This is a genomic window from Haloplanus natans DSM 17983 (genome assembly GCF_000427685.1).
Lineage (GTDB): Archaea > Halobacteriota > Halobacteria > Halobacteriales > Haloferacaceae > Haloplanus > Haloplanus natans.
The window spans coordinates 2,448,299-2,469,570 of the sequence record NZ_KE386573.1 but is presented as its reverse complement, the minus strand read 5'-3'; the positions used below and the strand labels follow the sequence as shown (position 1 = coordinate 2,469,570).

Genomic DNA, 21,272 nt, shown 5'->3' with positions numbered 1-21,272 from the left:
CCTCCCCCGTCGCGGTCGTCGTCGCGTCGCCGTCGGACGGCTGGATCATCGTCGGCGATACCAGACGACTCCGCCGATGACGGCCAGTACGACGACGATGCCGATGACGATCGGTGGCACCGGCGGGCCGCCCGACGGTTCGCTCACGGATACGCCGATCGGCATGCCGTCGGTGAACTCCGTGTCGCCGTCCGGTTCGTCGTACCGCACCTCGATCGACGAGGCGTACTGTTTGGGGAGCGCGTCGCTCGTCGCGCTGATCCGGAACGTGGCCGTCGCCGTGTCGCCCGGTTCCATCGTCCCGAGGAAGGCGCCGTCGTCGGAGGTCGACAGCGGGTCGCTGGTGAACAGGCGGGCGTTGACCGCCGAGATGGGATCGTCGCCGACGTAGCGCACGTCGGCGGTGAGCCGTGCCGTCCCGCCGGGGGTGACCGTCGTCGAGACGTTCGACACCTCGAAGCGGTCCCGCTCGGCGCCGATGACCGCCGTCTTTCGGATCGGGTTCGACGCCGTCAACACGTCGCCGTCGGCGTTCTCGTACTCCACGTCGAACGTAAAGGAGTTCGATCCCGGTTCGGCGTCGCTCGCGATGGCGGCGGTGAAGTTCACCGCGGCCGATTCACCGGGATCGAGCGTGCCGACCGCCGACTCGCCGTTCGTCGGCGTCACTGGGCCTTGATTGCGCATCCTGACGACGACGTTCCGGGCGGGGGCCGGCCCCGTGTTGGTGATCTCGCCCGAAAGCCGCGCCTCGGACTCGTCGACCCGGAAGTTCTCGGTCGATAGCTCCGACATCGAGAACGTCCGTTCTGCTCGCACCGTCACGCCCGTCGTCAACGTATCCGAACGCTGGCCGATGTCGTTCTCGTCGCGGTACGTGACGACGGCGTTGACCGGGTACGCGCCCGGCGTCACGTCGTCGGTGGCGCCGACCTGAACCGACACCCGTCGCGTCTCACCCGGGTCGAGCGACCGCACGAACACGCCCGTCTCCGCCGACGGGGTCGATGGACTGCCGAAGAACACGCCCGACGCGCCCGAGGACAGCCGAACAGACGCGTTCGCGGCCGTCTGTGTCCCCGTGTTCTCGATCGTGAACGCCAGCGATCCGGTGTCGCCGGCGAACAACTGGTTCGTCCCTTCGGAGACGATGTCGAATTTCGCCCGCTCCTCGACCCGGATCTGCAGGTCGATCGTCTCCTCCTCGTCGAGCCACGTGTACTCGATTTCGGCCGGACCGGACGGCGTCTCGTCGAAGACGACCGCCCGAGCGTGGCGGTACGTCACCTCGATCGGAATGGTGTACGTGCCCGGTTCGGCGTCGCCGATTTCGAGGGCGAAGCCGAACTCGGCGGTGCCGCCGGGGCCGATACTCCCCGCCGTCACCGTCCCCGTCTTCACGTCGATGGCGTCGTCGACCTGTCCCTCGCGGACGCGCATCTGGACGCTCCGTGCCGTCTGCACCTGGTCCTCGAAGCGCGCGACGCCCCCGTCGTCGATGTCGCCGTCGTTGGTCGCCACGACCGTCAACTGTGCCCGCTCGTTCGCCCGGAACGTGTTGTCAGCGACGCTGTAACTCAAGTCGGGGTTCCCCGTGACGACGCTCGACGCCACCGCGGGAACGATCGGTGCGACCAGCAGAAGTCCAACGACCGACAGAATCGTGAGCCGCCTCATAGTTTCCCCTGCGGTGCGCTGGGGATAACGATGACGATTACCCCTATTCAACGGCAACGAAATTCAACTGGTGAATGGTTGTTCGGCACGTGCTGGGTCCCGAAGGCAGCGAGCGAACCGCTCGGAGATCAGTACGACAGTCTGACCGTCCGCTCGGTGTCACCGTCGACGAGTTTCAACGTCTCGTGATCGTTATCGAGGATCGGCGACGACGACCCCCAGTAGACGTGGCGGTCGGTGTTCCGGCCCCCCCCGACGTGGACGACGAGTTCCTCGCCCGGGCGGAGCGTCCGCCCGTCGAAAAAGAAGTACATCTTCCCGTCCCCGTCGACGAGATACCAGTTCGAGAGGTCGACCGTCCGATCGCCCGCGTTCTTGAGGACGAGATACTCCTCGGCCAGTGCCGTCGCGTCGTCACCCGGGGGGTTCGGGTGGACGGCCGCGACGTACATCCCCGGCTCCTCGGACTCCCGGATCGGGGGCGTCGCTTCGACGGTCGCACACGACCAGACGCCGCGCCCGGCACTCCGGGCGGCCCGCTCCGCGTCGGCGTATCGGTCGTCGGTGGCGCGTGCGTATCCACGCTCGACGGCACGCCGGTTGATCGACCGGCCGTCGGCGACCAGCACGGCGCCCCCGGCGTCGACCGACGCGACCGTCACCGACTCGCCGACGAGGCTCGTCCGCGCGTCGACCAGCGCCCGCCGACCCTGTTCGGCGAGACACGTCCGCCCCCGCTGTCCGGTCACCACCCCGTCGAATCGCTCGGGGTTGCCCCCGTCGACGCCGGGCGCGGCGACGCCCGCGAGTCGAACCGTCCGCCGCTCGCCGGCCGCCGTCCGGTAGGTGAGTCGGTCGGGGGCGAGGACGCCGACGACCGTCGCCGTCGTCACTGCCGTCGAGTCGTTCGTGGCGGCGACGGAATCGGTCGCTTCGAGCGCCGCCCGGCCGTCGGCCGCCCCCGCGTCCGGCACCCGGTCGGTCCCGGTCGTCGTCGCGGGTGTGACGGGTGCCGCCTGGGCGGCCACGCCTCCGACCGCCAACCCCACCGCGACCACGACGAGTACGGCGCGATGGTCGAGGGCGTCGAGTCGGGTGACGGCGTACGCTCCGGCACCGAAAACGAGTGCGAGGCCGAGCGCAGCGGCGGCGAGGGTGAACACCGTTGCCCCCCGCTCGGTGAGCGATCGACTTAGTTATTCGCCCGCGCTCTCAGCCGCGATAACGACCGCCCGTCTCATAGTAACTGTTTACCCGCGGTTCGCCAGAACGGGTCGGAGAACCACCGGTACTGACTTACAATGATCGCTATCGGACGTACCGTATTCGGCGTACCGCGAGTTCGAGGTCGAACCGTTCGCCGGCGGTGGACTCCTGTGCCCGTCCGTCGCGCTCGAAACGAACCCGCCCGCTCACGCCCGCCGTCTCGTCGGGAGTGAGGCCGTCCTCGTCGTCGTCGGCGTCGTCGTCGAACCGGAACCGGGGGTAGTCGGTGGCGGCGAGCCGCGAGAACTCCTCGTGTTCGTACCGGACCCGGACCCGGAACTCGGCGTCCCTGATCGTCCGCGTCCCCACGTTCTCGATGTCGAACCGATACGTGACGAAGGCGAACTTCTCGAACTGGCTCCGCCGGACGGCGAGCCGGCGGTTCCGAATCTCGATGTCCTCGCTCGGGAGCGGGGCCGGCGTCGGCGTCGGTTCCGGGGTCGGTTCGGGCGTGGCCGTCGCCGTCGGTGTGGCCGTCGTCGTCGCCGTCGGCGCGTCCCCGCCCGGCGTCCCCGTCGCTTCGGGTTCGATGAACAGGCCGCTACAGCCGCTCAGCGACGCGAGCAGGCCGGCACCGGCGCCGAGGATCGTCCGTCGTTCGACACGGTCGTCGCCCATCGACGCGGACGTAGCGGTCGAGGGGATTAAAGCTCGCCCTTCGATTCTCAGCGCCGAGACCGGCGGCGACCACGCTCGCTCTTTCCCCACCGCGGCCGGCAATCCGGGACGGCGATCCGCATGAAACCCTTTTCGTCTCTACGGGCGTACCTCGGGTATGAGCTACGAGGCGGTTCTGTTCGACAACGACGGCGTCCTGGTCGAACCGATCGAACGATCGGTGCTCCGCCGCGCGACGTGGGAGGCGTTCGACGCCCTCGGCGTCCCCGACCCCGACCCCGACGATATCGACCGGCTCTCCCTCGGCGTCACGCCCGACGTACTCGCCGATGTCTGTGCGGCCTACGATCTCGATCCGGCCCGGTTCTGGCGCGCCCGCGACTACCACTCCTCGCACGCCCAGCGGGTCGAACTCCGGGCCGGCCGGGCCGCCCTCTACGACGATTTCGACGCCGTCCGCGAGATCGACGCTCCCCGCGGTATCGTCAGTTCGAACCAGCAGGACACCGTCGAGTTCATGCACGACTTCTTCGCCACCCGCGATCTCTTCGCGACCGCCTACGGCCGCGACCCCACGATCCGGAGTTTGGCACGGAAGAAACCCGATCCCTACTACCTCCACCGCGCGCTGTCGGATCTGGCGGTCGACCGTGCGTTGTTCGTCGGCGACAGCGAATCGGACGTACTGGCGGCGCAAAACGCCGGCCTCGACGCCGCGTTCGTCCGGCGGCCCCACCGCGAAACGGACGAGTTGTCGGTCGATCCGACCTACGAACTGGACGGGCTGTCCGACTTGCTCGGTATCGACGGCGTTCCGGTCCGCGGGCGGTGACCCGGGCGCCGAGGCTATGAGTCTCCGGCCCCTACACCGGGTATGAGCGAACACGACCGCTCACTCGCCGACCTGTCCGACGACGAGTGGCGCGACCGACTCACCGAAGAGGAGTATCGCATCCTGCGGGAACGCGGCACCGAACCCAAGTTCAGCGGCGACTTCCTCGACCGGAAGGGGAACGGCACGTACACCTGCGCCGGCTGTGGCGCCGAACTCTTCGATTCGGACACCAAGTTCGACTCCGGAAGCGGGTGGCCGAGTTTCTACGACGCCGTCGGACGCAGTCCGACGAGCAACCGGACGGGGTCCGGTGACGCCGTCGACGGCGCGGTCGAACTCGAAACCGACACCCGCCACGGCATGACCCGGACGGAGGTGCTGTGTGCGACGTGTGGCGGCCACCTCGGACACGTCTTCGAGGACGGTCCCGACCCGACGGGCAAGCGCTACTGCATCAACTCCGTCGCCCTCGACTTCGACCCCGAGTGACTACTCCTGCCCGCCGATGTTGACCGTCAGCACCGGTGCCGCCGACATCGTCACGACCTTCTGGGAGACGCTGCCGAGCATGTTCCGCTCGTAGTCGGCACCGTGGGTTCCCATGACGACGAGGTCGATCCCGTTCTCGTCGGCGTACGCGAGCACCTCGTCGGCCGGGTTACCCTTGCGGATCGCGGTCCGCACGGTGACGCCGTCGGCTTCGAGTTGGCTCGCGACCGCCGTGGTCGCCGTCTCCCCTTCGGTCCGGAGGCCGTCGACCACGTCCCCCTTCATGTCGTCTTGCAGCGTCAGAAAGGAGCGGTCGTCGATCACGTACAGGGCGTGGACCGTGGCGTCGCGGCGCGCGGCGATGTCGGCCGCGTGTTCGATCACCGCGTCCATCGACTCGCTCCCGTCCGTCGGGAGCAGGATGTCCTCGTACATCGTGTGCTCGTCGGTTCGGCGCGTGGGCTCTCACCCTTTTCGGTTCCGCCGTGGCTCAATGTGTCAACAGCAGTAACCGGTCGGGCGTCCGCGCGAGACAGAACGGCGCATCCGGCGGATTGCCGAACGTCACCTGGTCGTCGTCCGAGACGAACAGGCGCTCGAACGGGCGCCCACAGGCCGGACATTCGTACCCCTGTCGGTTCTCCAGATACATCGACGAGCCGTCCTGGGTGTGGAGTTTCAGCCCCGAACGGTAGTCGTGGACGTCGAACCCGTCCGAGAGGTCGAGACGGTCGGCCATACCGGTGACGCGCACGCGCCGGGATTAGGCGTTGTGGCTCATACGATCTCGTTTCGGAGCGTGCCGACGCCCTCGTAGGTGATCTCGACCGTGTCGCCGGGTTCCAACAGGCCGGGGTTGGCCGGGCTACCGAACGAGATCACGTCGCCGGGGCGGAAGGTGTAGCGCTCCGAGAGGAAGGCGACGACCTCCCCGGGCTGGAAGATCATCTCGTCGGTCGTCGCCGACTGCCGCTGCTCGCCGGAGATGACCGTCTCCATCGCCATCCCGTCGAGGTCGACGTCGGTCTCGATCCACGGCCCGAGCGGCGCCGATCCGTCGAACGCCTTCCGCGCAGTCCGGCGGTCCTGCTCGTAGGCGTCGAGGTCGTTGAGGATGGTGTAGCCGCGGATGTGGTCGTCGGCCTCGTCGACGCCGAAGTCGTGACAGCGGTCGTCGATCACCGCGGCGAGTTCGCCGGCGTAGGTGAACGACGCCACCCACTCGGGGTACTCGACGGCGGCGTCGGGCGGGTGGAGAGCGTGCGGTGGCTTGACGAACCAGTCCGGTCGATCCGGCCGGTCGCCCTCGCCCATCTGTTCGATCTTGGCGCCGAAGTTACGGCCGGTACAGAAGATGGCGGCGGGATCGCAGGGCGCCATCAGTTCGGCGTCCTCGCCGACGACGTACGTCGCGCCGTCGCCCTCGGTCGTGACGACGCCGTCCTCGTACTCGCCGGTGAAAATCCCCTTCGCCGTACAGATGCGTGCCAGTCGCATGGGCCGACGACGCCCGCCGCCGGGCTATCGGTTTCGCTTTAGGCGAGCTGTGCGAACGCGAGCGTCCCGCTGATGTTGTCGATGTACGCCTCGACGACCTGCCCTTCCTGGGCGCCGGGGACGAAGATGGTGTACTTGCCGCGTTCGGCGACGCCGTCGCCCTTGCGACCGGTGCCCGTGATCTGTAGCTGGTAGGTCTTGCCCTCCTCCAGTGTCGGGGTGCCCGCGGACGAGGTCTGTTTCGGCCGCTTCTCGACGGGTCGGAACGCCCCACACGCCGTACAGCGGAGCATGTCGACGCCGTCCTCGCGGACGAGGTTGGTGTCGGGCAGGCCACACTCCGAACAGGTGACGAACTCGGTGACGTAGGCGTCGATGGCGGCGTCGAAGTCGGCGACGGTGAAGGAGCCGTTGTACCGCGCCCGGTCGCCGTCGAACTGGCCGTTCGTCCCGAGTTCGCGCTGGATCGATCGGTGGAGATGCTCGGGCTTGCGCCCGAGGGCGTCGGCGATGTCGCCGAGGTTCGTCAGCCGCGTGAAGGCGCCGTCGGACTCGCCCTCGGGGTCGGGGACCTGCAGACGGTCACCCGCCTCGCGCGTTCGCTCCGGGAGCGTGTCGTAGGCACGGTCGAGCGCAGAATCGTAGTTCATACTTTCGCGACGGTGTCACGTCGTAAATCGGTTCCGTGAGTCGCGCTGGCACGTCACGACCGGCGGTCAGAACGTCCCCTCGACCAGCTCACTCGCCGCCGCGGCATCCATCGGTCCCCGTTCGGACAGGAGGTCGAGGAGGCGTGCGATCCGCTCGTCGGTCGGCTCGATCCCCGCTCGCTCTAGCAAGCCGTGGGCGCTCCCCCGGCCGCTTCCGGGACCGAAGACGAGACGGCGCTTCCCGCCGAACTCGGCGGGGTCGAACGGCTCGAACGTCGCCGGATCGCGGAGCATCGCGGCGGTGTGGATGCCCGATTCGTGGGTCGTCACGTCCCTCCCGAGGATCGGCGTCCGGGGGTCGACCGACTCGTCGAGGGCGTCGAGAACCGCCTCGCAGACGGGGACGAGTTCCGTCTCGTCGAGGTCGAAAGCTCCCGGACCGTCGATTCGGTCCCCCACCACGACCCGTTCGAGCGCCGCGTTGCCCGCGCGTTCGCCGAGCGACGCGACGCTCACGTCCGCAGTCGTCGCGCCGGCACCCACCGCCGCGAGCGTGTTCGCGACGGCGACGCCAACGTCGTCGTGGAAGTGAACGCCCAGTCGGTCGCCGTCGACGCCGCGGTCGCGGAGGTCGGCGACGACCGTCCGCACGCGGTCCGGAATCCGTGCGCCCACCGTGTCCGCGACGGTGATCGTCGGCACCGACGGGAAGCGCTCGAATGCGTCGACGAGGTGGGTGGGGTCGGTCCGGAAGCCGTCGACGAGCGTGAGGTGGACGCCCGCGCCGCCCTCGCGGGCGCGGTCCAGCGCCGCCGCCGCCATCTCCATGGCCTCCTCCCTCGACGTCCCCAGGACGTTCTCGAGTTGGCGCTCCGAAGTGGGGACGAACACCTCGATTACGTCCGCCTCGGCGTCGAGGGCGGCCTCCACGTCTCCGGTGCGGGCCCGGGCGATGCCGACGATGTCGGCGTCGACGCCGTCGTCGCCCGCTACCCGGCGGATCGCCTCGCGGTCCGTCTCGCCGACGACGGGGAAGCCGACCTGCACCGCATCGAGACCGAGGCGGTCGAGCGCCCGCGCGGCCGCCACCCGGGCCTCGACGCCGTACTCCCGTCCGGGCATCTGCGTGCCCTCACGGATCGTCACGTCGCGGAGGGCGGCCATCAGATCACGCCCTCCTCGCGGAGGCGGTCGTACGCCGACTCGTCGAGGCCGAGTTCGGACAGGAACACCTCGTCGTTGTGCTCGCCGTGTCCGGGGCCGGCGTGGGAAACGGCACCCGGCGTGCGCGTGAGGCGGGGAACCGGCGCCGCCGTCTTCAGCGAGCCTAGGTCGTCGTCTTCCATCTCCACGATGTCGTCTCGCGCCGCGTACTGCTCGTCCTCGAAGATGTCGGCCATGTCGTAGACGGGACCCACGATGGCGTCGGCGGCCTCCATCCCCGCGATGGCCTCGTCGGTCGAGCGCTCCCGCGTCCACGCCTCGATTATCTCGTCGAGTTCGTCCGCGTGGTCGACGCGGGCCTCGTTGGTGGCGAAACGGGGGTCGTCGACGATGTCCGGTCGGTCGATGGCCTCGGCCACGTTCTCGAAGATGGACTGTGCCGAGGCCGAGAGCGTCATGTAGCCGTCCGCCGTCTCGTAGACGTTCCGCGGCGCCGCGCTCTCGTGGTGGTTGCCGATGCGCTCGCGCACCTCACCGAGACGGTCGTACGCCTCGACTTCCGAGACGAAGAGCCGAAACAGGGGCTCGTAGAGGCTCATGTCGATCACCTGTCCCTCGCCGCTGCCGCCTGTCCGCCCCACGTCACGCTCGAAGAGCGCGAACATGACGCCCTGGACGGCGAAGGTGGCGGCCGTGAGGTCGCCGAGGCTAATGGGTGGCAGGAGGGGTTTGCTGTCGGGGAAGCCGTTGACGTGGGCCCAGTTGCTGATCCCCTCCGCGACGGTGCCAAAGCCCGGCTTCGCCGAGCGTGGCCCCGTCTGGCCGTACCCCGACTGCCGGACGACGATCAGTCCCGGGTTCTCCTCGTGGAGACGCCCCGGGCCGAGCCCCCACTTCTCCATCGTCCCCGGGCGGAAGTTCTCGAAGAGCACGTCGGCGTCGGCGATCAGATCGAGGAGGAGCGCGCTCCCTTCCGGCGTGCTCAGATCGAGCGTCACGCAGCGTTTGTTGCGGGCGATGGATTTCCACCAGAGCGAGACGCCCCCGTCGTACGGCGGCCACTCGCGGAGCGGATCGGTGCCCGTGGGGTGTTCGACCTTGATCACGTCGGCGCCGAAGTCGGCCAACTGCGTCGTGGCGAACCCCCCGGCGATCATGCCGGAGCAGTCGACGACGCGCAGACCGTCGAGCGGTCCCTGCCGTTCGCGTGCGGTCATGAACGACCGCTACGGGAGGCGGTCCGATAAGCTGTCGGGACGGGGTCGGACGGATCGTCGTTCCGGCGGGTCGCCGACCGTCCCACGGGCACTAACGTACGATACCGCGTCTCATACGGATTAGTGTAACTGTTTACCGGTGGGTCGCCGACCAGTCCTGGCGACCCACCGGTAATGACTTACACTAAACCGTATCAGAGGGCTTCGCGTTGCGTGTCGGTGTAGCCGGCGTAGCGGAGGAGTTCCGCGGCGCGGTCGGGTTTGGCGAGAAACACCTCGCGTCGGTCCGGAATGTCGGATTCGGTGACGTCCGGTGGGAGGCCGAGTGTGCCCGACGGGACGCCCTCCTGCCCGAGGACCGGGAAGTGCCGGCCGTCGAGTTTCATCACGAGGGGCGCGTCCAGGCGCTCGACGCCCTCGCCGTCGGTGTAGAGCCGCCGGTTCATCCGCTCGTGGTCCGTCCGGTGGATGACGGCGTGCTCACCGCCGTGGGGTTCGACGTACAGTCGCCCGAGGTAGTAGCCCGAGGAGAACTCTTCGAACATGCGATTCGGTATACGGTACCACACCACACGGTATAAATCTTGTCGGGGAAATTTATATAGAACCGCAATCCGGCGGCTCAGCGCCGGTCGCGCATCGACCAGACGGCGATCAGGCCGAGGATGACGGCCGGAATCATCGGGAGGACGAGCATCGCCGAGCGGTAGGTGGCGCCGAAGACGGCCCCGCCGGCGGGCCAGAGATAGACCATGCCGGGCACGACGAGCACCGCGACGACGACGGCGGCGACCAGCACCCAGCCGACCCGCCCGAGTCCCTCCTCCTCGTCGTCGGCCGCGGCGTCGGTCGGCGCCTCGCCGGTGGTGACCGTCACCGTGTCGTCGCCGTTGGCCGCCCCGTCACTGCTCACTGTCGGGGACGACGACGACTTTCCCGAACCCCTCGCGGTTCTCGAGGAGTTCGTGTGCGCGGGCCGTCTCGCTCATCGGCAGCGTCTCCCGAATCCGGGGCTCGAACGTACCGTCCCAGACGAGTTCGAGCACGTCGTCGAACTGGCCGGGCGTCGCCATCGTCGACCCGATCACCGATAGCTGGTTCCAGAAGATGCGGTTGATGTCGGTCTCCGGGTTCGGGCCGGTCGTGGCGCCGCAAGTGACGAGGCGACCGCCCTTCGCGAGGCTCGCGAGCGAGTCGCCCCACGTCTCCGCGCCGACGTGATCGACCACCACGTCGACCCCGCGGCCGTCGGTCAACGAGCGGATCTCGCCCGCGAAATCGGTGGTCTCGTAGTCGATAGCGTGATCCGCGCCGCAGTCGACGGCGTAGTCGAGTTTCGCGTCCGTGCTCGCGGTGGCGAACACCTCCGCGCCGAGGTAGTCGGCAATCTGGACGGCGGCGTGGCCGACGCCGCCCGAGGCGCCGAGGACGAGTACCGACTCGCCCGGGCCGAGGTCGGCACGGTCGACGAGCATCCGCCACGCGGTGCCGAAGACGAGCGACGCCGACCCCGCGACGGGCCAGGGCACGTCGTCGGGCACCGGGACGAGGTTCGCCTCCGGGACTGCGAACTCCTCGGCGTGGACGCCGGGGACGTGTTCGCCCAGGATGTGATAGGAGACGCACATCGACGGCTCGCCGTGGCGGCAAAACTCGCAGTCGCCACACGAGACGCCGGCGGTGACGGCGACGTGATCGCCCGGTTCGAACCGGGTTACGTCCGCCCCAACCTCGCGGACGACGCCCGCCGCGTCGCTCCCCGGCGTGTGTGGCAGGTCGAGGTCGATCCCCGGCAACCCCCGGCGCGTCCAGACGTCGAGGTGGTTGAGCGCCGCCGCCTTCACGTCGACGCGCACGTCCTCGTTCCCCACCTCGGGCGCCGGCGCGTCGCCGTACTCGATTACCTCCGGACCCCCGTGTGCCGTGATCTGAACCGCTTTCATACCCTCGCTAACCGCGCCGACGGACAAAACGGTGTGGTTCGTGGGTTCGGAACCCGTAGGAAGCGACACCGATTCGGGTCGAGTCGACTACCTGCTCGTCGCGTTCGTGCTTCCACATTCGGGACACTGCGTGAGGGTGCCGAGCGACGGGTGGTCGGCCGTTTCCCACGCGTCGCTTCCCGTCGGCGTCTCGAACCCGCAGTTCAGACAGACGATGCGGCTCCCGGTCGTGGCTCCGTCGACCATACCCGTGGGTACGGCGCGACGTGTCATAGTGTTTATTGTAACTGTTTGCCGGTGGTTCGCCGACCCGTTCTGGCGAACCACCGGTACTGACTTACAATGATCAGTATCGACGGTTTTCTCGTCCGGCGGTCGCGACGCGGCCCACGGCCGTCGGTCCTGAGGCGCCGACGTGGCGCACACGGCTACAGCCGACAGTATTAGTGGACGGCGGCCGAATCGTGGCGTATGAGCGATCACGGTCACGACGATGGACACGACCACGACCACCATCACCACGATGTCGAGACCCTCGGCGCCGGCATCGTCACCGTCTCGTCCTCGCGGACGCTCGACGACGACCCCGCGGGCGACGCCATCGCCGCGGCGTTCGAGGCCGAGGGTCACGAGGTGGTGACGCGGGAACTCGTCCCCGACGACTACGACCGCGTGCAGGCGACGCTCCGGAACGTCGCGCGCCGTGGCGACGTAGACGCCGTCGTGAGCACCGGCGGGACGGGCGTGACGCCGGACGACGTGACCGTCGAGGCGGCCGAACCGCTGTTCGAGAAGACGTTGCCCGGCTTCGGCGAACTGTTCCGCCGGCTCTCGTACGACGAGATTGGGACGCGGATCGTCGGCACGCGAGCTATCGCCGGCGTCGTCGAGGGGGCGCCCGTCTTCTGCCTGCCGGGGAGCGAGAACGCGGCGACGCTCGGCGCCGAAGAAGTGATCGTCCCCGAGGCGGGGCATCTGTCGGGACTGGCGACGCGGGACGACTAGCCACCCGTTTCGGGGACCGATAGCGGTTATCGCAGCCGTTCACCGGCGTCGCCATCCCCGTTCGGCGGCCATCGGTTCCGACTACGGCAAACCGCGCGAAGCCGGTCGGCAGGGTTTTAACGCCCCGAGTGAGTAGGGGTCCCACATGAGCCAGCAGCAGGAGCCAACCGACGAGGAGCCCTACGCCGGGAGCAAGGATCCGAACCTCCGGAGCAACGAGGTGACCGCGGGTCGTGATCGTGCCCCCCATCGGTCGATGTTCCGTGCCATGGGCTTTACCGACGACGACCTCGAATCGCCGATGGTCGGCGTCGCCAACCCCGCGGCTGACATCACGCCGTGTAACGTCCACCTCGACGAGGTGGCCGAGTCGGCCCTCGACGGCATCGACGGCGCGGGCGGTATGCCCATCGAGTTCGGCACCATCACCATCTCGGACGCCATCTCGATGGGGACCGAAGGGATGAAGTCCTCGCTCATCTCGCGGGAGGTGATCGCCGACTCCGTCGAACTCGTCGCCTTCGGGGAGCGCATGGACGCCCTCGTCACTATCGGCGGCTGTGACAAGAACATGCCGGGGATGATGATGGCGGCCATCCGGACCGACCTCCCCTCCGTCTTCCTCTACGGCGGGTCGATCATGCCCGGCGAGCACGACGGCCGCGAGGTGACCATCCAGAACGTCTTCGAGGGCGTCGGCGCCGTCGCGTCCGGCGACATGACCGACGACGAACTCGACGACCTCGAACGCCACGCGTGCCCCGGTGCGGGCTCCTGTGGCGGGATGTTCACCGCCAACACGATGGCCTCGATCAGCGAGGCTATCGGCTTCGCGCCGCTCGGCTCCGCCTCGCCGCCCGCGGAGGACGAGGCTCGCTACGAGGTGGCCCGCGAATCCGGCGAACTGGTGCTCGACGTGGTCGAGGCGGAGCGGACGCCCTCCGATTTCCTCTCGCAGGAATCGTTCGAGAACGCCATCGCCCTGCAGGTGGCGGTCGGGGGCTCGACCAACGCCGTCCTCCACCTCCTCGCGATGGCCGCGGAGGCCGGCGTCGACCTCGACATCGAGGACTTCAACCGCATCAGCGCCCGGACGCCGAAGATAGCCAACCTCCAGCCCGGCGGCGAGCGGGTGATGAACGACCTCCACGAGGTGGGGGGTGTGCCCGTCGTCCTGCGTGAACTCCTCGATGCGGACCTGCTCCACGGCGACGCACTGACGGTGACGGGCGAGACGATGGCCGAGGCCATCGAGCGTTACGACCCGCCCGCAGTCGACGAACTGGACGCCGACTTCCTCCACACCGTCGCCGATCCGATCCACGAACGCGGCGCTATCCGCATCCTCACCGGCAACCTCGCCCCCGAGGGCGCCGTCATCAAGATCACCGGCGAGGACCACCTCCACCACCAGGGTCCAGTCCGGGTGTTCGAGGAGGAAAAGAGCGCGATGGAGTACGTTCAGGAGGGACACGTGGAGTCGGGCGACGTGATCTGCATCCGGAACGAGGGCCCGCGTGGTGGCCCCGGGATGCGCGAGATGCTCGGCGTCACCTCCGCCGTCGCCGGTCAGGGCCACGCCGAGGACGTGTCGCTCTTTACCGACGGCCGGTTCTCGGGCGCGACCCGTGGCTTCTCGATCGGTCACGTCGCCCCGGAAGCGTTCGTCGGCGGGCCCATCGCCGCACTCGAAGACGGCGACGAGATCACCATCGACATCGACGACCTCGAACTCTCGGTGGATCTCTCCGACGAGGAACTGGAGGAGCGTCTGGAGGGCTACGACCCCGAACCGAACTACACCTCGGGCGTGCTGGCGAAGTACGGACAACTGTTCGACTCCGCGGCCAACGGCGCGGTGACGAATCCGGGCGCGAAGGGGGAGTGAGACGGCAGGCGAGCGGAGCGAGCCAGCAGGTGGTTTTCGTCGGGCTTTTGTGACGAGCGGTCGCGACCCCGACGGCAGGCGGCGGGCCTACCCGTCCAGTTCGCGCAACGTCTCGTGGACGCCGACGACCACCGTCGGCACGATCAGCATGAACAGGTGTTCCTCGATCGGGATTCCCAGCAGGTCGATCCCCGTCCGCATGGGGATGGCGAAGACGCCGATCGAGAGCGTGTACCAGTCCCAGACGTAGGCGAAGGGGTAGCAGACGAGCGCCGTCCGCGCCGCGGCCCGCACCGCGCCGGCCCGAACCACCAGCGCGACGGCGATCGTCCCCCACAACAGTTCGGTCGCGAGGTAGGTGTACGGGCCGAGGACGGTGATGTCGGGGAGCGTAAGGCCCGCGAGCGGGCGGAGCCACACGGCGACGACGAGGAGGGCAAAAAAGAGGTAGGAGGCCCGGACGAGCAGCATCGTCGCGAGTTCGGCGGTGGCCCGGCGGGCGACGACGGCGACGCCGAGAAACGGGACGACGGCGAGTGCCGATCCGCGGGGAACGACCGCGGTAACGGACAGGGCAACGACGGCGACCATGCCCGCCGCCATCAGGCCGGTCGCGAGGCGGCGGGCCGCCGGCGGTCCGAGGACGACGGCGACGGTTCGCTTCTCGACCGAGCGGTCGTAGTCGTAGTCGGTGGTGTCGTCGACGATTTTGATCCCCGCCAGCACGACGACGAAGACGACGGCGAAAGCGAGGGCGGCCACGGAGAGCGTCCGCGTCTGGACGTAGTGGCCGCCGAGGAGGGCGAAGCCGATGCCGACGGGGTAGCCGAGCGTCGCGCCGAACGGGTTCGTATCCAACTGTGGCGCGTGGAGGACGGCGACCAGCCATCCGGGAAGGGTCAGGAGGGCAGCGACCGGATCGACCAGGAGCCACAGCGCGGCGGTGCCGAGGAAAAACAGCGTCGTCGAGCCGGCGAGCGCGAGGTGACAGCCCCGGCGTGTCAGCGGGTGGTCGTCGTCCTCGCCGCGGCGGTGGAAGTCGACGAGGCCGTCCTTGACGTGGGCGGTGTAGAGCGCACAGAACGCGACGCCCACGTGGAAGACGGCCAGCCCCGGATCGTAAAGCCCGCCGAGGACGGCGCCGAAACCGGAGGCGGCCAGCGGCGGCGTCATGAAGACGGGATGGATCTGCGAGGCGACGGCGCCGAGAGTCGCGCGCGCACCGGTCCCGTGCCGGGCGATAGCCATCGATTCCCGGGTACGTGCCGCACCCACATATACTGCCGGCCGGCCGCAGGGTAGAAGACGCCGGCGCTCGCTCGTACGTCCATGCTCGACTCGTTGCTCGGGCGCGCCGAACTGAAAACGCGCATCGAGGAACTCGAAGAGGAGAAACGGCATCTGGAGCGCCGACTCGACGCCGAGAGTGAGCGTCGGGCCGACGCCGCCACCGCCCGCCAGACGGCCGAAGAGCGGGTCAACCGCCTCGAAGACCGCATCGCCGATCTGGAGGGCCAACTCGCCGCGCGTGAGGACGAGTCGGCGGCCGACCTCGCCCCCCGCGGCGTCGAGTCGCTCCGTGGCGACCGCCTCGATGCCGTCCTCGACCGCCTCCGGAGCGTCGAGGCCGGGCCGGAGGGGGCGCTGACGGCGTTCGTGGACGACGACGTGCCGGCGGCGGTCCGTGACCTCCTCGGCGACCGCACGCCCCTCGTCGACCGCGCGGCCCCCCGTCTGGTCTGTGTCGACGACGCTCGCCTCGTGAGCGTCGCCCTCGACCCGCCGCTCGCCCCCGAGGCGTTCGTCGCGTGGGACGACGGCTTCCGCCTCGACGACGACTGGTTTCACCCGCCCGACGGCCTCACCGTCGCGCTGGTGCGGTCGGATCTGTTCGCCGTCGGCGTCTACGAAGACGGCGAGTTGGCGGACGTGGAGACCGTCGAGACGGACGTGAAATCGGCCCACTCCAAGGGCGGGTTCTCGCAGTCGCGGTTCGAGCGCCGACGGAACGACCAGATCGCCACCCACCTCGACGACTGTCGGGCCGCACTGGACCGGCGCGACCCCGATCGACTCGTCCTCCTCGGCGAACGGACGGCCCTCGACGATATCGACCACGACGCCGTCGCCGTCGAGACGGTGGACGCGAGCGGCGATCCCGCGGCCGCCCTCGGCGACGCCGCGGACTCGTTTTTCACCACGCGGCTGACGCTGCTGTGACGTTTTCGGCTCGCGCGCTCGTCTCGACGGCGACGCCGGAGACGTAGTCGCCGTCGGGACCGACGTACACCCCCTCGCGCCCGCAGTCGGTAGTGAGCGAGCACACTTTGATCTCGGGCGGCCAGATGACGCGGACGCCGCGGGCCGTCCGCTCGACGCTCGCGGTCTGGCGGTACGTGACCGTCGTCCCTTGGGGTTCGACGAAGGTGACGAGAAGCGTCACCTCGCTAACGCCGGCGGGGAGTGGCGCCGTCGCCGCCGCGGTGCCGCTCGGGGCGCGGACGGTGGCGGTGCCGTCGGTGGCGTCGACGCCCCAGTCGACGGTGACCGGCCCGTCCACCCGTCCGATCTCCACCCGCGCGCTCCCCGCCTCGGTGACGATTCGGGCGCGGGCGTAAGTGGCCCGGGCCGGGACGCCGAGGGTCGTCGTCGCCGCCACGCGGTCGCCCGCCTTCACGTCGAGCGGCACCAGCGCCGGCTCCGTGGGCGTCACCGCGCCCGTCCACTCGCCCCGATACGTGAACCGGTAGGGCCGGCGGTCGCCGGCCGCGTCGAGGGCGGCGAACCGCTCCACGTCGCCGTCGTTGATGACGTAGAGGGCGTCGCCGTCGAATCCGGGGTCGTTGCGCAGATACTGGAACGGGTGGTGGAGCCAGTCGCCGTAGGGGTCGGGGACGAACACGACGGCGTTCTCGGGCGACCACGACTCGAAGGGTTCGTACGTGTTCGCGAGGTTCGACGTGCGCAGTCGGTTCTCGTCGTAGGGGTCCTCGACCGCCGCGACGCCTGCGACGCCGCCGACGCCAGCGGCGACGACGAGGGCCGCGGCGAGGACGGCGCCCCGCCTCGGCGCGTCGAGGGGGGCCGTCGCGTCCCGGAGGCGACGCCACAGGACGAGCGCCCCCGCGGCGCCGAACGCCGAGAGCGGGAGGAGCAGGTCGAAGTGGTAGTACGGACCGAGCAGGCCGATGAGGCCGTTCTCTAGCCCGTTGAGCGTCCCCCAGAAGTAGGCGTTGCCGAGGACGACTGCGGGGACGAGGCCGACGAGGACGACCCGGAGCGCGGGCGCCGAGAGCGCCGGATCGGCGAGCGCGTCTCGGTCGGCCCGGAGCTCCGCGAGGCCGACGAGGGCGAGGAGGGTGCCGACGGGGCCGGCGACGGTCCACTCGGTCGTCAGGAGGCTCAGTAGCCGGCCCGTCGTCTCCGCGGCGAGGGCCGGGGTGTACACCCGGTCGTAGCCCAGCAACTCGTGGCGGCCGAAGCCGATGCCGTCGTTCGGGCCGAACGCCTTGTACGGGAAGACGAGGGGGTCGCCGGTCATGACGAGGTTGTACGCGAGGGTGACGGCGACGCCCGCAGTGCCGACGCCGGCGACGGCTAGGAGGCGGGTGAGTGTCGGGCGGAAGTCCTCGGTCCCGTACGTCCACCACAGCGAGCCGAGGGCGTGGGCGATAAAGGGCACCGCGAACAGGACGGCGGTGTAGGGGCGGGCGAAGAAGGCGAGGCCGACGGCGGCGCCGGCGACGAGTCCCCAGCGCGGCGAGTCGCGACGCATCGTCCGCACGTACGCGACCGCGAACGCGAGGTTCAGGAGCGTCGTCGGGGCGTACGGGAGAAAGACGGCGGACGTAAAGAGAAAGAGGGGCGCGCCGACGAGGAGGGGGACCGCGAGGTGGCCGGTCCGCCGGTCGAAGGCGGCCGCGGTGAGGGCGTAGACGAGAGCAGCGTTGCCGGCGGCGACGAGGCCGAGCGCGACGTTCCAGTCGCCGAGCAGTTTGCCGACGGCGAAGACGCCGGCGGCGACGGGGGAGTATTTCGAGTAGTAGCGGAGGTCGCCGCCCGCGGCGTCGGCGACGAAAAACCACGGCCGAACGAGGCGTCCGAGCGCGCCGGGATCGAGGAAGAGTTTACCCTCTAGCAGCATGGCCGCCTGCGTGAGGTAGACGCCCTCGTCGTCGTTGACGGAGTGGTACGGAAAGAGGTCGACCGCGAGCCAGTAGACGACGAGGCCGGCGAGGACGGCGAGAGCCGCGGCGACGAGACGGTCGCGTCGGGGCCGCGCGGACACTATTCGTCGGCGTCGGGGGGCCGCTGGTCGGTCGGGAACCAGGCGAGTTCGTGATCCGCGTCGAGTTCGATCCGGACCTCGGTGTCGAGCGGGATGGACTCGTCGTGGTTGTGCATACACTGGACGGCGGTGTCGTCGTCGAGGCGAACCTCGTAGAGGATCGTCGGGCCGAGATAGCGCCGGGAGACCACCTGCCCGTCGGCCTCGCCGTCGACGGGGATGGCCCGGATGTCGTCCGGGCGGACGAGCACGTCGATGCGGGTGCGGTCGTAGGTGCCCGCCAGCCCGTTGATCTGATCGCGCGGGATCGGGCCGAGGCCGGTCGTCACCTCGCCGCCGTGGACGTAGCCGGGGAGGAAGCTGGCGTGACCGAGGAAGCCGGCGACGAATCGGGACTCGGGCTGCTGGAACACCTGTTCGGGGTCGCCTACCTGCTCGATCCGGCCGTCGTTCATGACGGCCACGCGGTCGGAGATGGACATGGCCTCCTCCTGGTCGTGGGTGACGGAGATTGCGGTCACGCCCGTCTCCTTGAGGATGCGTCGTACCTCCTCGCGCATCTTCACGCGGAGGTCGACGTCGAGGTTGGAGAAGGGTTCATCGAGCAGAAGCACCTCGGGTTCGGGCGCGAGCGACCGGGCGAGTGCCACCCGCTGTTGCTGGCCGCCGGAGAGCTCGTCCGGGTAGGAGTCGCCCTGCGCTTCGAGTCCGACGAGGTCCAGGAGTTCGTCGACCCGTTGCTCGCGGGCGTCGGCGTCCCAGGCCTCCAGTCCGAAGGCGACGTTCTCGGCGGCGGTGAGGTGGGGAAAGAGCGCGAACTCCTGGAAGACGACGCCGATACCGCGGTCCTCGGGTTCGACGAAGCGGTCGGAACTGGAGACTGGCGTGCCGTTCAGCGCGACTTCGCCACCGTTCGGGCGTTCGAGACCGGCGATGAGACGGAGCGTCGTCGTCTTCCCACAGCCCGAGGGGCCGAGGAGCGTGAGGATTTCACCCTCGTGGATCGAGAGTGAGAGGTCCTCGATGACCCGTTCTACGCCGTACGACTTCGAGACGTCGTCCAGTTCGAGGACCGGCGCGTCGCCGGCGGTCGGTTCGTCGGTCCGTACGTCCGTCGCGTGCATCGTCCTATTTGACATCGTATCCCTCCTGTGAGAGGATCACCAGCATCGAGAGCGCCGAGACGCCGAGGAGAATGAGCGCGGGGACGGCCGCGTGGCCGTAGTAGCCCGACGCCGTCGCCGTCCAGATGTGGGTGACGAGTGTCTTGAACCCCGACGGCCGGAGCAGGAGTGTCGCCGGGAGTTCCTTCATCGTGGTGAGAAAGACCAGCGCCGCGCCGCCGAGGAGGCCGGGCGCGATGAGCGGAAGCGTCACCGCGCGGAAGGCGCCGAAAGAGGAGCGCCCGAGCGTCCGCGCCGCCTCGGGGAGTGCGGGGTTGACCCGCAGGAACGACGCCCGCATCGACCCAACCGCCTGCGGGAGAAAGCGGACGACATAGGCCGCGACCAGCAGGTAGAGCGTCTGGTAGATGGGCTGGGCGTACGACGTGCCCAGATACACCAAGGCGAGGCCGAGCACCACGCCGGGGACGGCGTAGCCGACGTACGTCGCCCGCTCGAAGGCTTCGGTCAGGCGCGAGCGGTGTTTCGCAGCGAGATACGCCACCGGCAGACCGGCGACGGTGGCGACCAGCGCCGCGCCCGCCGAGACGCCGACGGAGTTGAGGGCGTACGACGGCCGGAAGGCGAGTGCGTTCCCGACTTCGGCGCCCCCCTGTGCCAGCCAGGTCAGCAGGATGCCGAGCGGGACGAAAAGCGCCAGCCCGGAGATGGCGAGACACCCCGCCATCGCGACGTACTTCCACTTGCCGAGCCGGACCGTGCCGCTCGTGCGGCCGCCCTGCCGTCCGGCGTACAGCGGTTCGTTGCCCCGGATGTGTGACTCCAGGCCGAGAATCAGCAGGGTGACCGCGACGAGTTGCAGCGAGAGCAGCGAGGCCACGTCGCGGCCGAAGGTGGTGAACTCGACGTAGATGACGCGCGTAAAGGCGTCGAACTGCATGATCGCCGGCGTCCCGAAGTCGGAGAGGGCATAGAGGGCAACGAGGAGGGAGCCGGCGCCGACCGCCGGTTTGATCTGCGGGACGGTCACTCGACGGAACGCTTCCCACTGGCTGTGTTCGAGCGTCCGCGCGGCGTCGATGAGCGTCGTATCGAGTGACTTCAGCGCCGCACGGGTCGTGATGAACACGTAGGGGTAGGTGTAGAGCGTGATAACGAGCGAGGCGCCGACGAAGCCGTAGATTTCGGGGAGGCGCTCGACGCCGAGGGGGGCGAGCAGCCGCTGGAACGCGCCCTGCGGGCCGAACGCCGAGACGAAGGCGAACGCGCCGATGTAACTCGGGATCACGAGAGGAAGCGAGACTGCGACGGTGACCCCTCGGCGGAAGGGGAGGTCCGTCCGAACCGTCAGGTAGGCAAGCGGGACGCCGATGAGCACCGAGGCGACGGTGACGACGACGACGAGCGCGGCGCTGTTGACCAACACCTGCACCGTCGACGGGCGCGTCGAGATGTCGATAGCCTCCGCCAGTCCCACGTCGAGTGCGGTTCGGACCAGCCACACCAGTGGCAACAGGACGGCGGCGGCGACGGCCCCGCTCGCTACCGTCGTCGGTAGCGGCAGGTCGTCGCTCGCGTCGTCGATGGTGGGGTGGTCCGTGGCCATAGCGC

At 69.2% G+C, this 21,272-nt stretch carries 22 protein-coding genes; 5 read left to right on the top strand and 17 right to left on the bottom strand.

Going from position 1 to position 21,272, the window contains the following annotated elements; all coding sequences use genetic code 11:
- Positions 1 to 45: 45 nt before the first annotated feature.
- The 3 genes from HALNA_RS14800 to HALNA_RS20920 all read right to left on the bottom strand — a co-directional run bounded on the left by HALNA_RS14800 (position 46) and on the right by HALNA_RS20920 (position 3,561).
- Complete coding sequence (locus HALNA_RS14800) at positions 46 to 1,677, bottom strand: COG1361 S-layer family protein (protein WP_084510069.1); 1,632 nt, start codon at positions 1,675 to 1,677, stop codon at positions 46 to 48.
- Positions 1,678 to 1,805: 128 nt separating this feature from the next.
- Complete coding sequence (locus HALNA_RS14795; protein WP_049937104.1) at positions 1,806 to 2,840, bottom strand: lamin tail domain-containing protein; 1,035 nt, start codon at positions 2,838 to 2,840, stop codon at positions 1,806 to 1,808.
- Positions 2,841 to 2,985: 145 nt separating this feature from the next.
- Complete coding sequence (locus tag HALNA_RS20920) at positions 2,986 to 3,561, bottom strand: hypothetical protein (RefSeq protein ID WP_049937103.1); 576 nt, start codon at positions 3,559 to 3,561, stop codon at positions 2,986 to 2,988.
- Positions 3,562 to 3,718: 157 nt separating this feature from the next.
- Between HALNA_RS20920 and HALNA_RS14785 the strand changes: the two genes are divergently transcribed.
- Both HALNA_RS14785 and msrB read left to right on the top strand, forming a co-directional pair.
- Entirely contained in the window at positions 3,719 to 4,393 is a 675-nt protein-coding gene (locus HALNA_RS14785) for an HAD family hydrolase (protein WP_049937102.1), read from the top strand.
- A gap of 42 nt (positions 4,394 to 4,435) precedes the next feature.
- Entirely contained in the window at positions 4,436 to 4,885 is a 450-nt protein-coding gene (gene msrB, locus HALNA_RS14780) for a peptide-methionine (R)-S-oxide reductase MsrB (RefSeq protein ID WP_049937100.1), read from the top strand.
- Here msrB and HALNA_RS14775 read toward each other — a convergent pair whose 3' ends face one another.
- The 10 genes from HALNA_RS14775 to HALNA_RS20675 all read right to left on the bottom strand — a co-directional run bounded on the left by HALNA_RS14775 (position 4,886) and on the right by HALNA_RS20675 (position 11,602).
- Positions 4,886 to 5,320 carry a universal stress protein gene (locus tag HALNA_RS14775; RefSeq protein WP_049937099.1) on the bottom strand — a complete coding sequence of 145 codons (435 nt, stop codon included), beginning with the start codon at positions 5,318 to 5,320 and terminating at the stop codon, positions 4,886 to 4,888. It abuts the gene before it with no gap.
- A 55-nt stretch (positions 5,321 to 5,375) separates the two neighbouring features.
- Positions 5,376 to 5,624, bottom strand: coding sequence for a DUF7385 family protein (locus HALNA_RS14770; protein ID WP_049938091.1), 249 nt, complete (start codon positions 5,622 to 5,624; stop codon positions 5,376 to 5,378).
- A gap of 38 nt (positions 5,625 to 5,662) precedes the next feature.
- Positions 5,663 to 6,382, bottom strand: a complete 720-nt coding sequence (locus HALNA_RS14765; protein ID WP_049937098.1) for a fumarylacetoacetate hydrolase family protein — start codon at positions 6,380 to 6,382, stop codon at positions 5,663 to 5,665.
- Between the two features lie 38 nt (positions 6,383 to 6,420).
- Positions 6,421 to 7,032: a translation initiation factor IF-2 subunit beta gene (locus HALNA_RS14760; protein ID WP_049937097.1), complete on the bottom strand. Its 612-nt coding sequence runs from the start codon at positions 7,030 to 7,032 to the stop codon at positions 6,421 to 6,423.
- A 66-nt stretch (positions 7,033 to 7,098) separates the two neighbouring features.
- The gene (locus HALNA_RS14755; RefSeq protein ID WP_049937096.1) at positions 7,099 to 8,196 is read right to left on the bottom strand and encodes a LeuA family protein; all 1,098 of its coding nucleotides are present in this window, start codon (positions 8,194 to 8,196) and stop codon (positions 7,099 to 7,101) included.
- Complete coding sequence (locus HALNA_RS14750; protein WP_049937095.1) at positions 8,196 to 9,413, bottom strand: CaiB/BaiF CoA transferase family protein; 1,218 nt, start codon at positions 9,411 to 9,413, stop codon at positions 8,196 to 8,198. The genes HALNA_RS14755 and HALNA_RS14750 overlap by 1 nt, the downstream gene beginning before the upstream one ends.
- 194 nt (positions 9,414 to 9,607) lie before the next feature.
- On the bottom strand, positions 9,608 to 9,958 hold the full coding sequence (locus tag HALNA_RS14745) for a DUF5802 family protein (protein WP_049937094.1): 351 nt from the start codon (positions 9,956 to 9,958) through the stop codon (positions 9,608 to 9,610).
- A gap of 77 nt (positions 9,959 to 10,035) precedes the next feature.
- Positions 10,036 to 10,326 carry a hypothetical protein gene (locus HALNA_RS14740; protein WP_049937093.1) on the bottom strand — a complete coding sequence of 97 codons (291 nt, stop codon included), beginning with the start codon at positions 10,324 to 10,326 and terminating at the stop codon, positions 10,036 to 10,038.
- Complete coding sequence (locus HALNA_RS14735; protein WP_049937092.1) at positions 10,316 to 11,356, bottom strand: zinc-binding dehydrogenase; 1,041 nt, start codon at positions 11,354 to 11,356, stop codon at positions 10,316 to 10,318. Before HALNA_RS14735 ends, HALNA_RS14740 begins: the two co-directional genes overlap by 11 nt.
- 87 nt (positions 11,357 to 11,443) lie before the next feature.
- The gene (locus tag HALNA_RS20675) at positions 11,444 to 11,602 is read right to left on the bottom strand and encodes a hypothetical protein (protein ID WP_169719049.1); all 159 of its coding nucleotides are present in this window, start codon (positions 11,600 to 11,602) and stop codon (positions 11,444 to 11,446) included.
- Between the two features lie 225 nt (positions 11,603 to 11,827).
- On the opposite strand from HALNA_RS20675, the gene HALNA_RS14730 reads away from it, so the two are divergent.
- Together HALNA_RS14730 and ilvD are read left to right on the top strand one after the other, a co-directional pair.
- Positions 11,828 to 12,361: a MogA/MoaB family molybdenum cofactor biosynthesis protein gene (locus tag HALNA_RS14730; RefSeq protein ID WP_049937090.1), complete on the top strand. Its 534-nt coding sequence runs from the start codon at positions 11,828 to 11,830 to the stop codon at positions 12,359 to 12,361.
- 145 nt (positions 12,362 to 12,506) lie between these two features.
- Positions 12,507 to 14,249, top strand: a complete 1,743-nt coding sequence (gene ilvD / locus HALNA_RS14725; RefSeq protein WP_049937089.1) for a dihydroxy-acid dehydratase — start codon at positions 12,507 to 12,509, stop codon at positions 14,247 to 14,249.
- A gap of 87 nt (positions 14,250 to 14,336) precedes the next feature.
- On the opposite strand, the gene HALNA_RS14720 is transcribed toward ilvD, so the two are convergent.
- On the bottom strand, positions 14,337 to 15,497 hold the full coding sequence (locus HALNA_RS14720; protein WP_049937088.1) for a lycopene cyclase domain-containing protein: 1,161 nt from the start codon (positions 15,495 to 15,497) through the stop codon (positions 14,337 to 14,339).
- Positions 15,498 to 15,578: 81 nt separating this feature from the next.
- Here HALNA_RS14720 and HALNA_RS14715 point away from each other — a divergent pair, with 81 nt between their 5' ends.
- Complete coding sequence (locus tag HALNA_RS14715; RefSeq protein ID WP_049937087.1) at positions 15,579 to 16,469, top strand: Vms1/Ankzf1 family peptidyl-tRNA hydrolase; 891 nt, start codon at positions 15,579 to 15,581, stop codon at positions 16,467 to 16,469.
- Here the strand turns inward: HALNA_RS14715 and HALNA_RS14710 are convergent.
- The 3 genes from HALNA_RS14710 to HALNA_RS14705 are packed head-to-tail and all read right to left on the bottom strand — an operon-like array spanning position 16,444 to position 21,267.
- Positions 16,444 to 18,537, bottom strand: a complete 2,094-nt coding sequence (locus HALNA_RS14710; protein WP_245576038.1) for a DUF7846 domain-containing protein — start codon at positions 18,535 to 18,537, stop codon at positions 16,444 to 16,446. The two genes, HALNA_RS14715 and HALNA_RS14710, sit on opposite strands and share 26 nt — an antisense overlap.
- Entirely contained in the window at positions 18,537 to 19,676 is a 1,140-nt protein-coding gene (locus tag HALNA_RS19460) for an ABC transporter ATP-binding protein (RefSeq protein ID WP_084510068.1), read from the bottom strand. The genes HALNA_RS14710 and HALNA_RS19460 overlap by 1 nt, the downstream gene beginning before the upstream one ends.
- Positions 19,666 to 21,267 carry an ABC transporter permease gene (locus HALNA_RS14705; RefSeq protein WP_049937085.1) on the bottom strand — a complete coding sequence of 534 codons (1,602 nt, stop codon included), beginning with the start codon at positions 21,265 to 21,267 and terminating at the stop codon, positions 19,666 to 19,668. Before HALNA_RS14705 ends, HALNA_RS19460 begins: the two co-directional genes overlap by 11 nt.
- Positions 21,268 to 21,272 lie beyond the last annotated feature (5 nt).

Coding starts and splice junctions, on each gene's coding strand:
- HALNA_RS14800 (WP_084510069.1), bottom strand. CDS start 1,677: ATGAGGCGGCTCACGATTCTGTCGGTCGTTGGACTTCTGCTGGTCGCA.
- HALNA_RS20920 (WP_049937103.1), bottom strand. CDS start 3,561: ATGGGCGACGACCGTGTCGAACGACGGACGATCCTCGGCGCCGGTGCC.
- HALNA_RS14785 (WP_049937102.1), top strand. CDS start 3,719: ATGAGCTACGAGGCGGTTCTGTTCGACAACGACGGCGTCCTGGTCGAA.
- msrB (WP_049937100.1), top strand. CDS start 4,436: ATGAGCGAACACGACCGCTCACTCGCCGACCTGTCCGACGACGAGTGG.
- HALNA_RS14775 (WP_049937099.1), bottom strand. CDS start 5,320: ATGTACGAGGACATCCTGCTCCCGACGGACGGGAGCGAGTCGATGGAC.
- HALNA_RS14770 (WP_049938091.1), bottom strand. CDS start 5,624: ATGGCCGACCGTCTCGACCTCTCGGACGGGTTCGACGTCCACGACTAC.
- HALNA_RS14765 (WP_049937098.1), bottom strand. CDS start 6,382: ATGCGACTGGCACGCATCTGTACGGCGAAGGGGATTTTCACCGGCGAG.
- HALNA_RS14760 (WP_049937097.1), bottom strand. CDS start 7,032: ATGAACTACGATTCTGCGCTCGACCGTGCCTACGACACGCTCCCGGAG.
- HALNA_RS14755 (WP_049937096.1), bottom strand. CDS start 8,196: ATGGCCGCCCTCCGCGACGTGACGATCCGTGAGGGCACGCAGATGCCC.
- HALNA_RS14750 (WP_049937095.1), bottom strand. CDS start 9,413: ATGACCGCACGCGAACGGCAGGGACCGCTCGACGGTCTGCGCGTCGTC.
- HALNA_RS14745 (WP_049937094.1), bottom strand. CDS start 9,958: ATGTTCGAAGAGTTCTCCTCGGGCTACTACCTCGGGCGACTGTACGTC.
- HALNA_RS14735 (WP_049937092.1), bottom strand. CDS start 11,356: ATGAAAGCGGTTCAGATCACGGCACACGGGGGTCCGGAGGTAATCGAG.
- HALNA_RS20675 (WP_169719049.1), bottom strand. CDS start 11,602: ATGGTCGACGGAGCCACGACCGGGAGCCGCATCGTCTGTCTGAACTGC.
- HALNA_RS14730 (WP_049937090.1), top strand. CDS start 11,828: ATGAGCGATCACGGTCACGACGATGGACACGACCACGACCACCATCAC.
- ilvD (WP_049937089.1), top strand. CDS start 12,507: ATGAGCCAGCAGCAGGAGCCAACCGACGAGGAGCCCTACGCCGGGAGC.
- HALNA_RS14720 (WP_049937088.1), bottom strand. CDS start 15,497: ATGGCTATCGCCCGGCACGGGACCGGTGCGCGCGCGACTCTCGGCGCC.
- HALNA_RS14715 (WP_049937087.1), top strand. CDS start 15,579: ATGCTCGACTCGTTGCTCGGGCGCGCCGAACTGAAAACGCGCATCGAG.
- HALNA_RS19460 (WP_084510068.1), bottom strand. CDS start 19,676: ATGTCAAATAGGACGATGCACGCGACGGACGTACGGACCGACGAACCG.
- HALNA_RS14705 (WP_049937085.1), bottom strand. CDS start 21,267: ATGGCCACGGACCACCCCACCATCGACGACGCGAGCGACGACCTGCCG.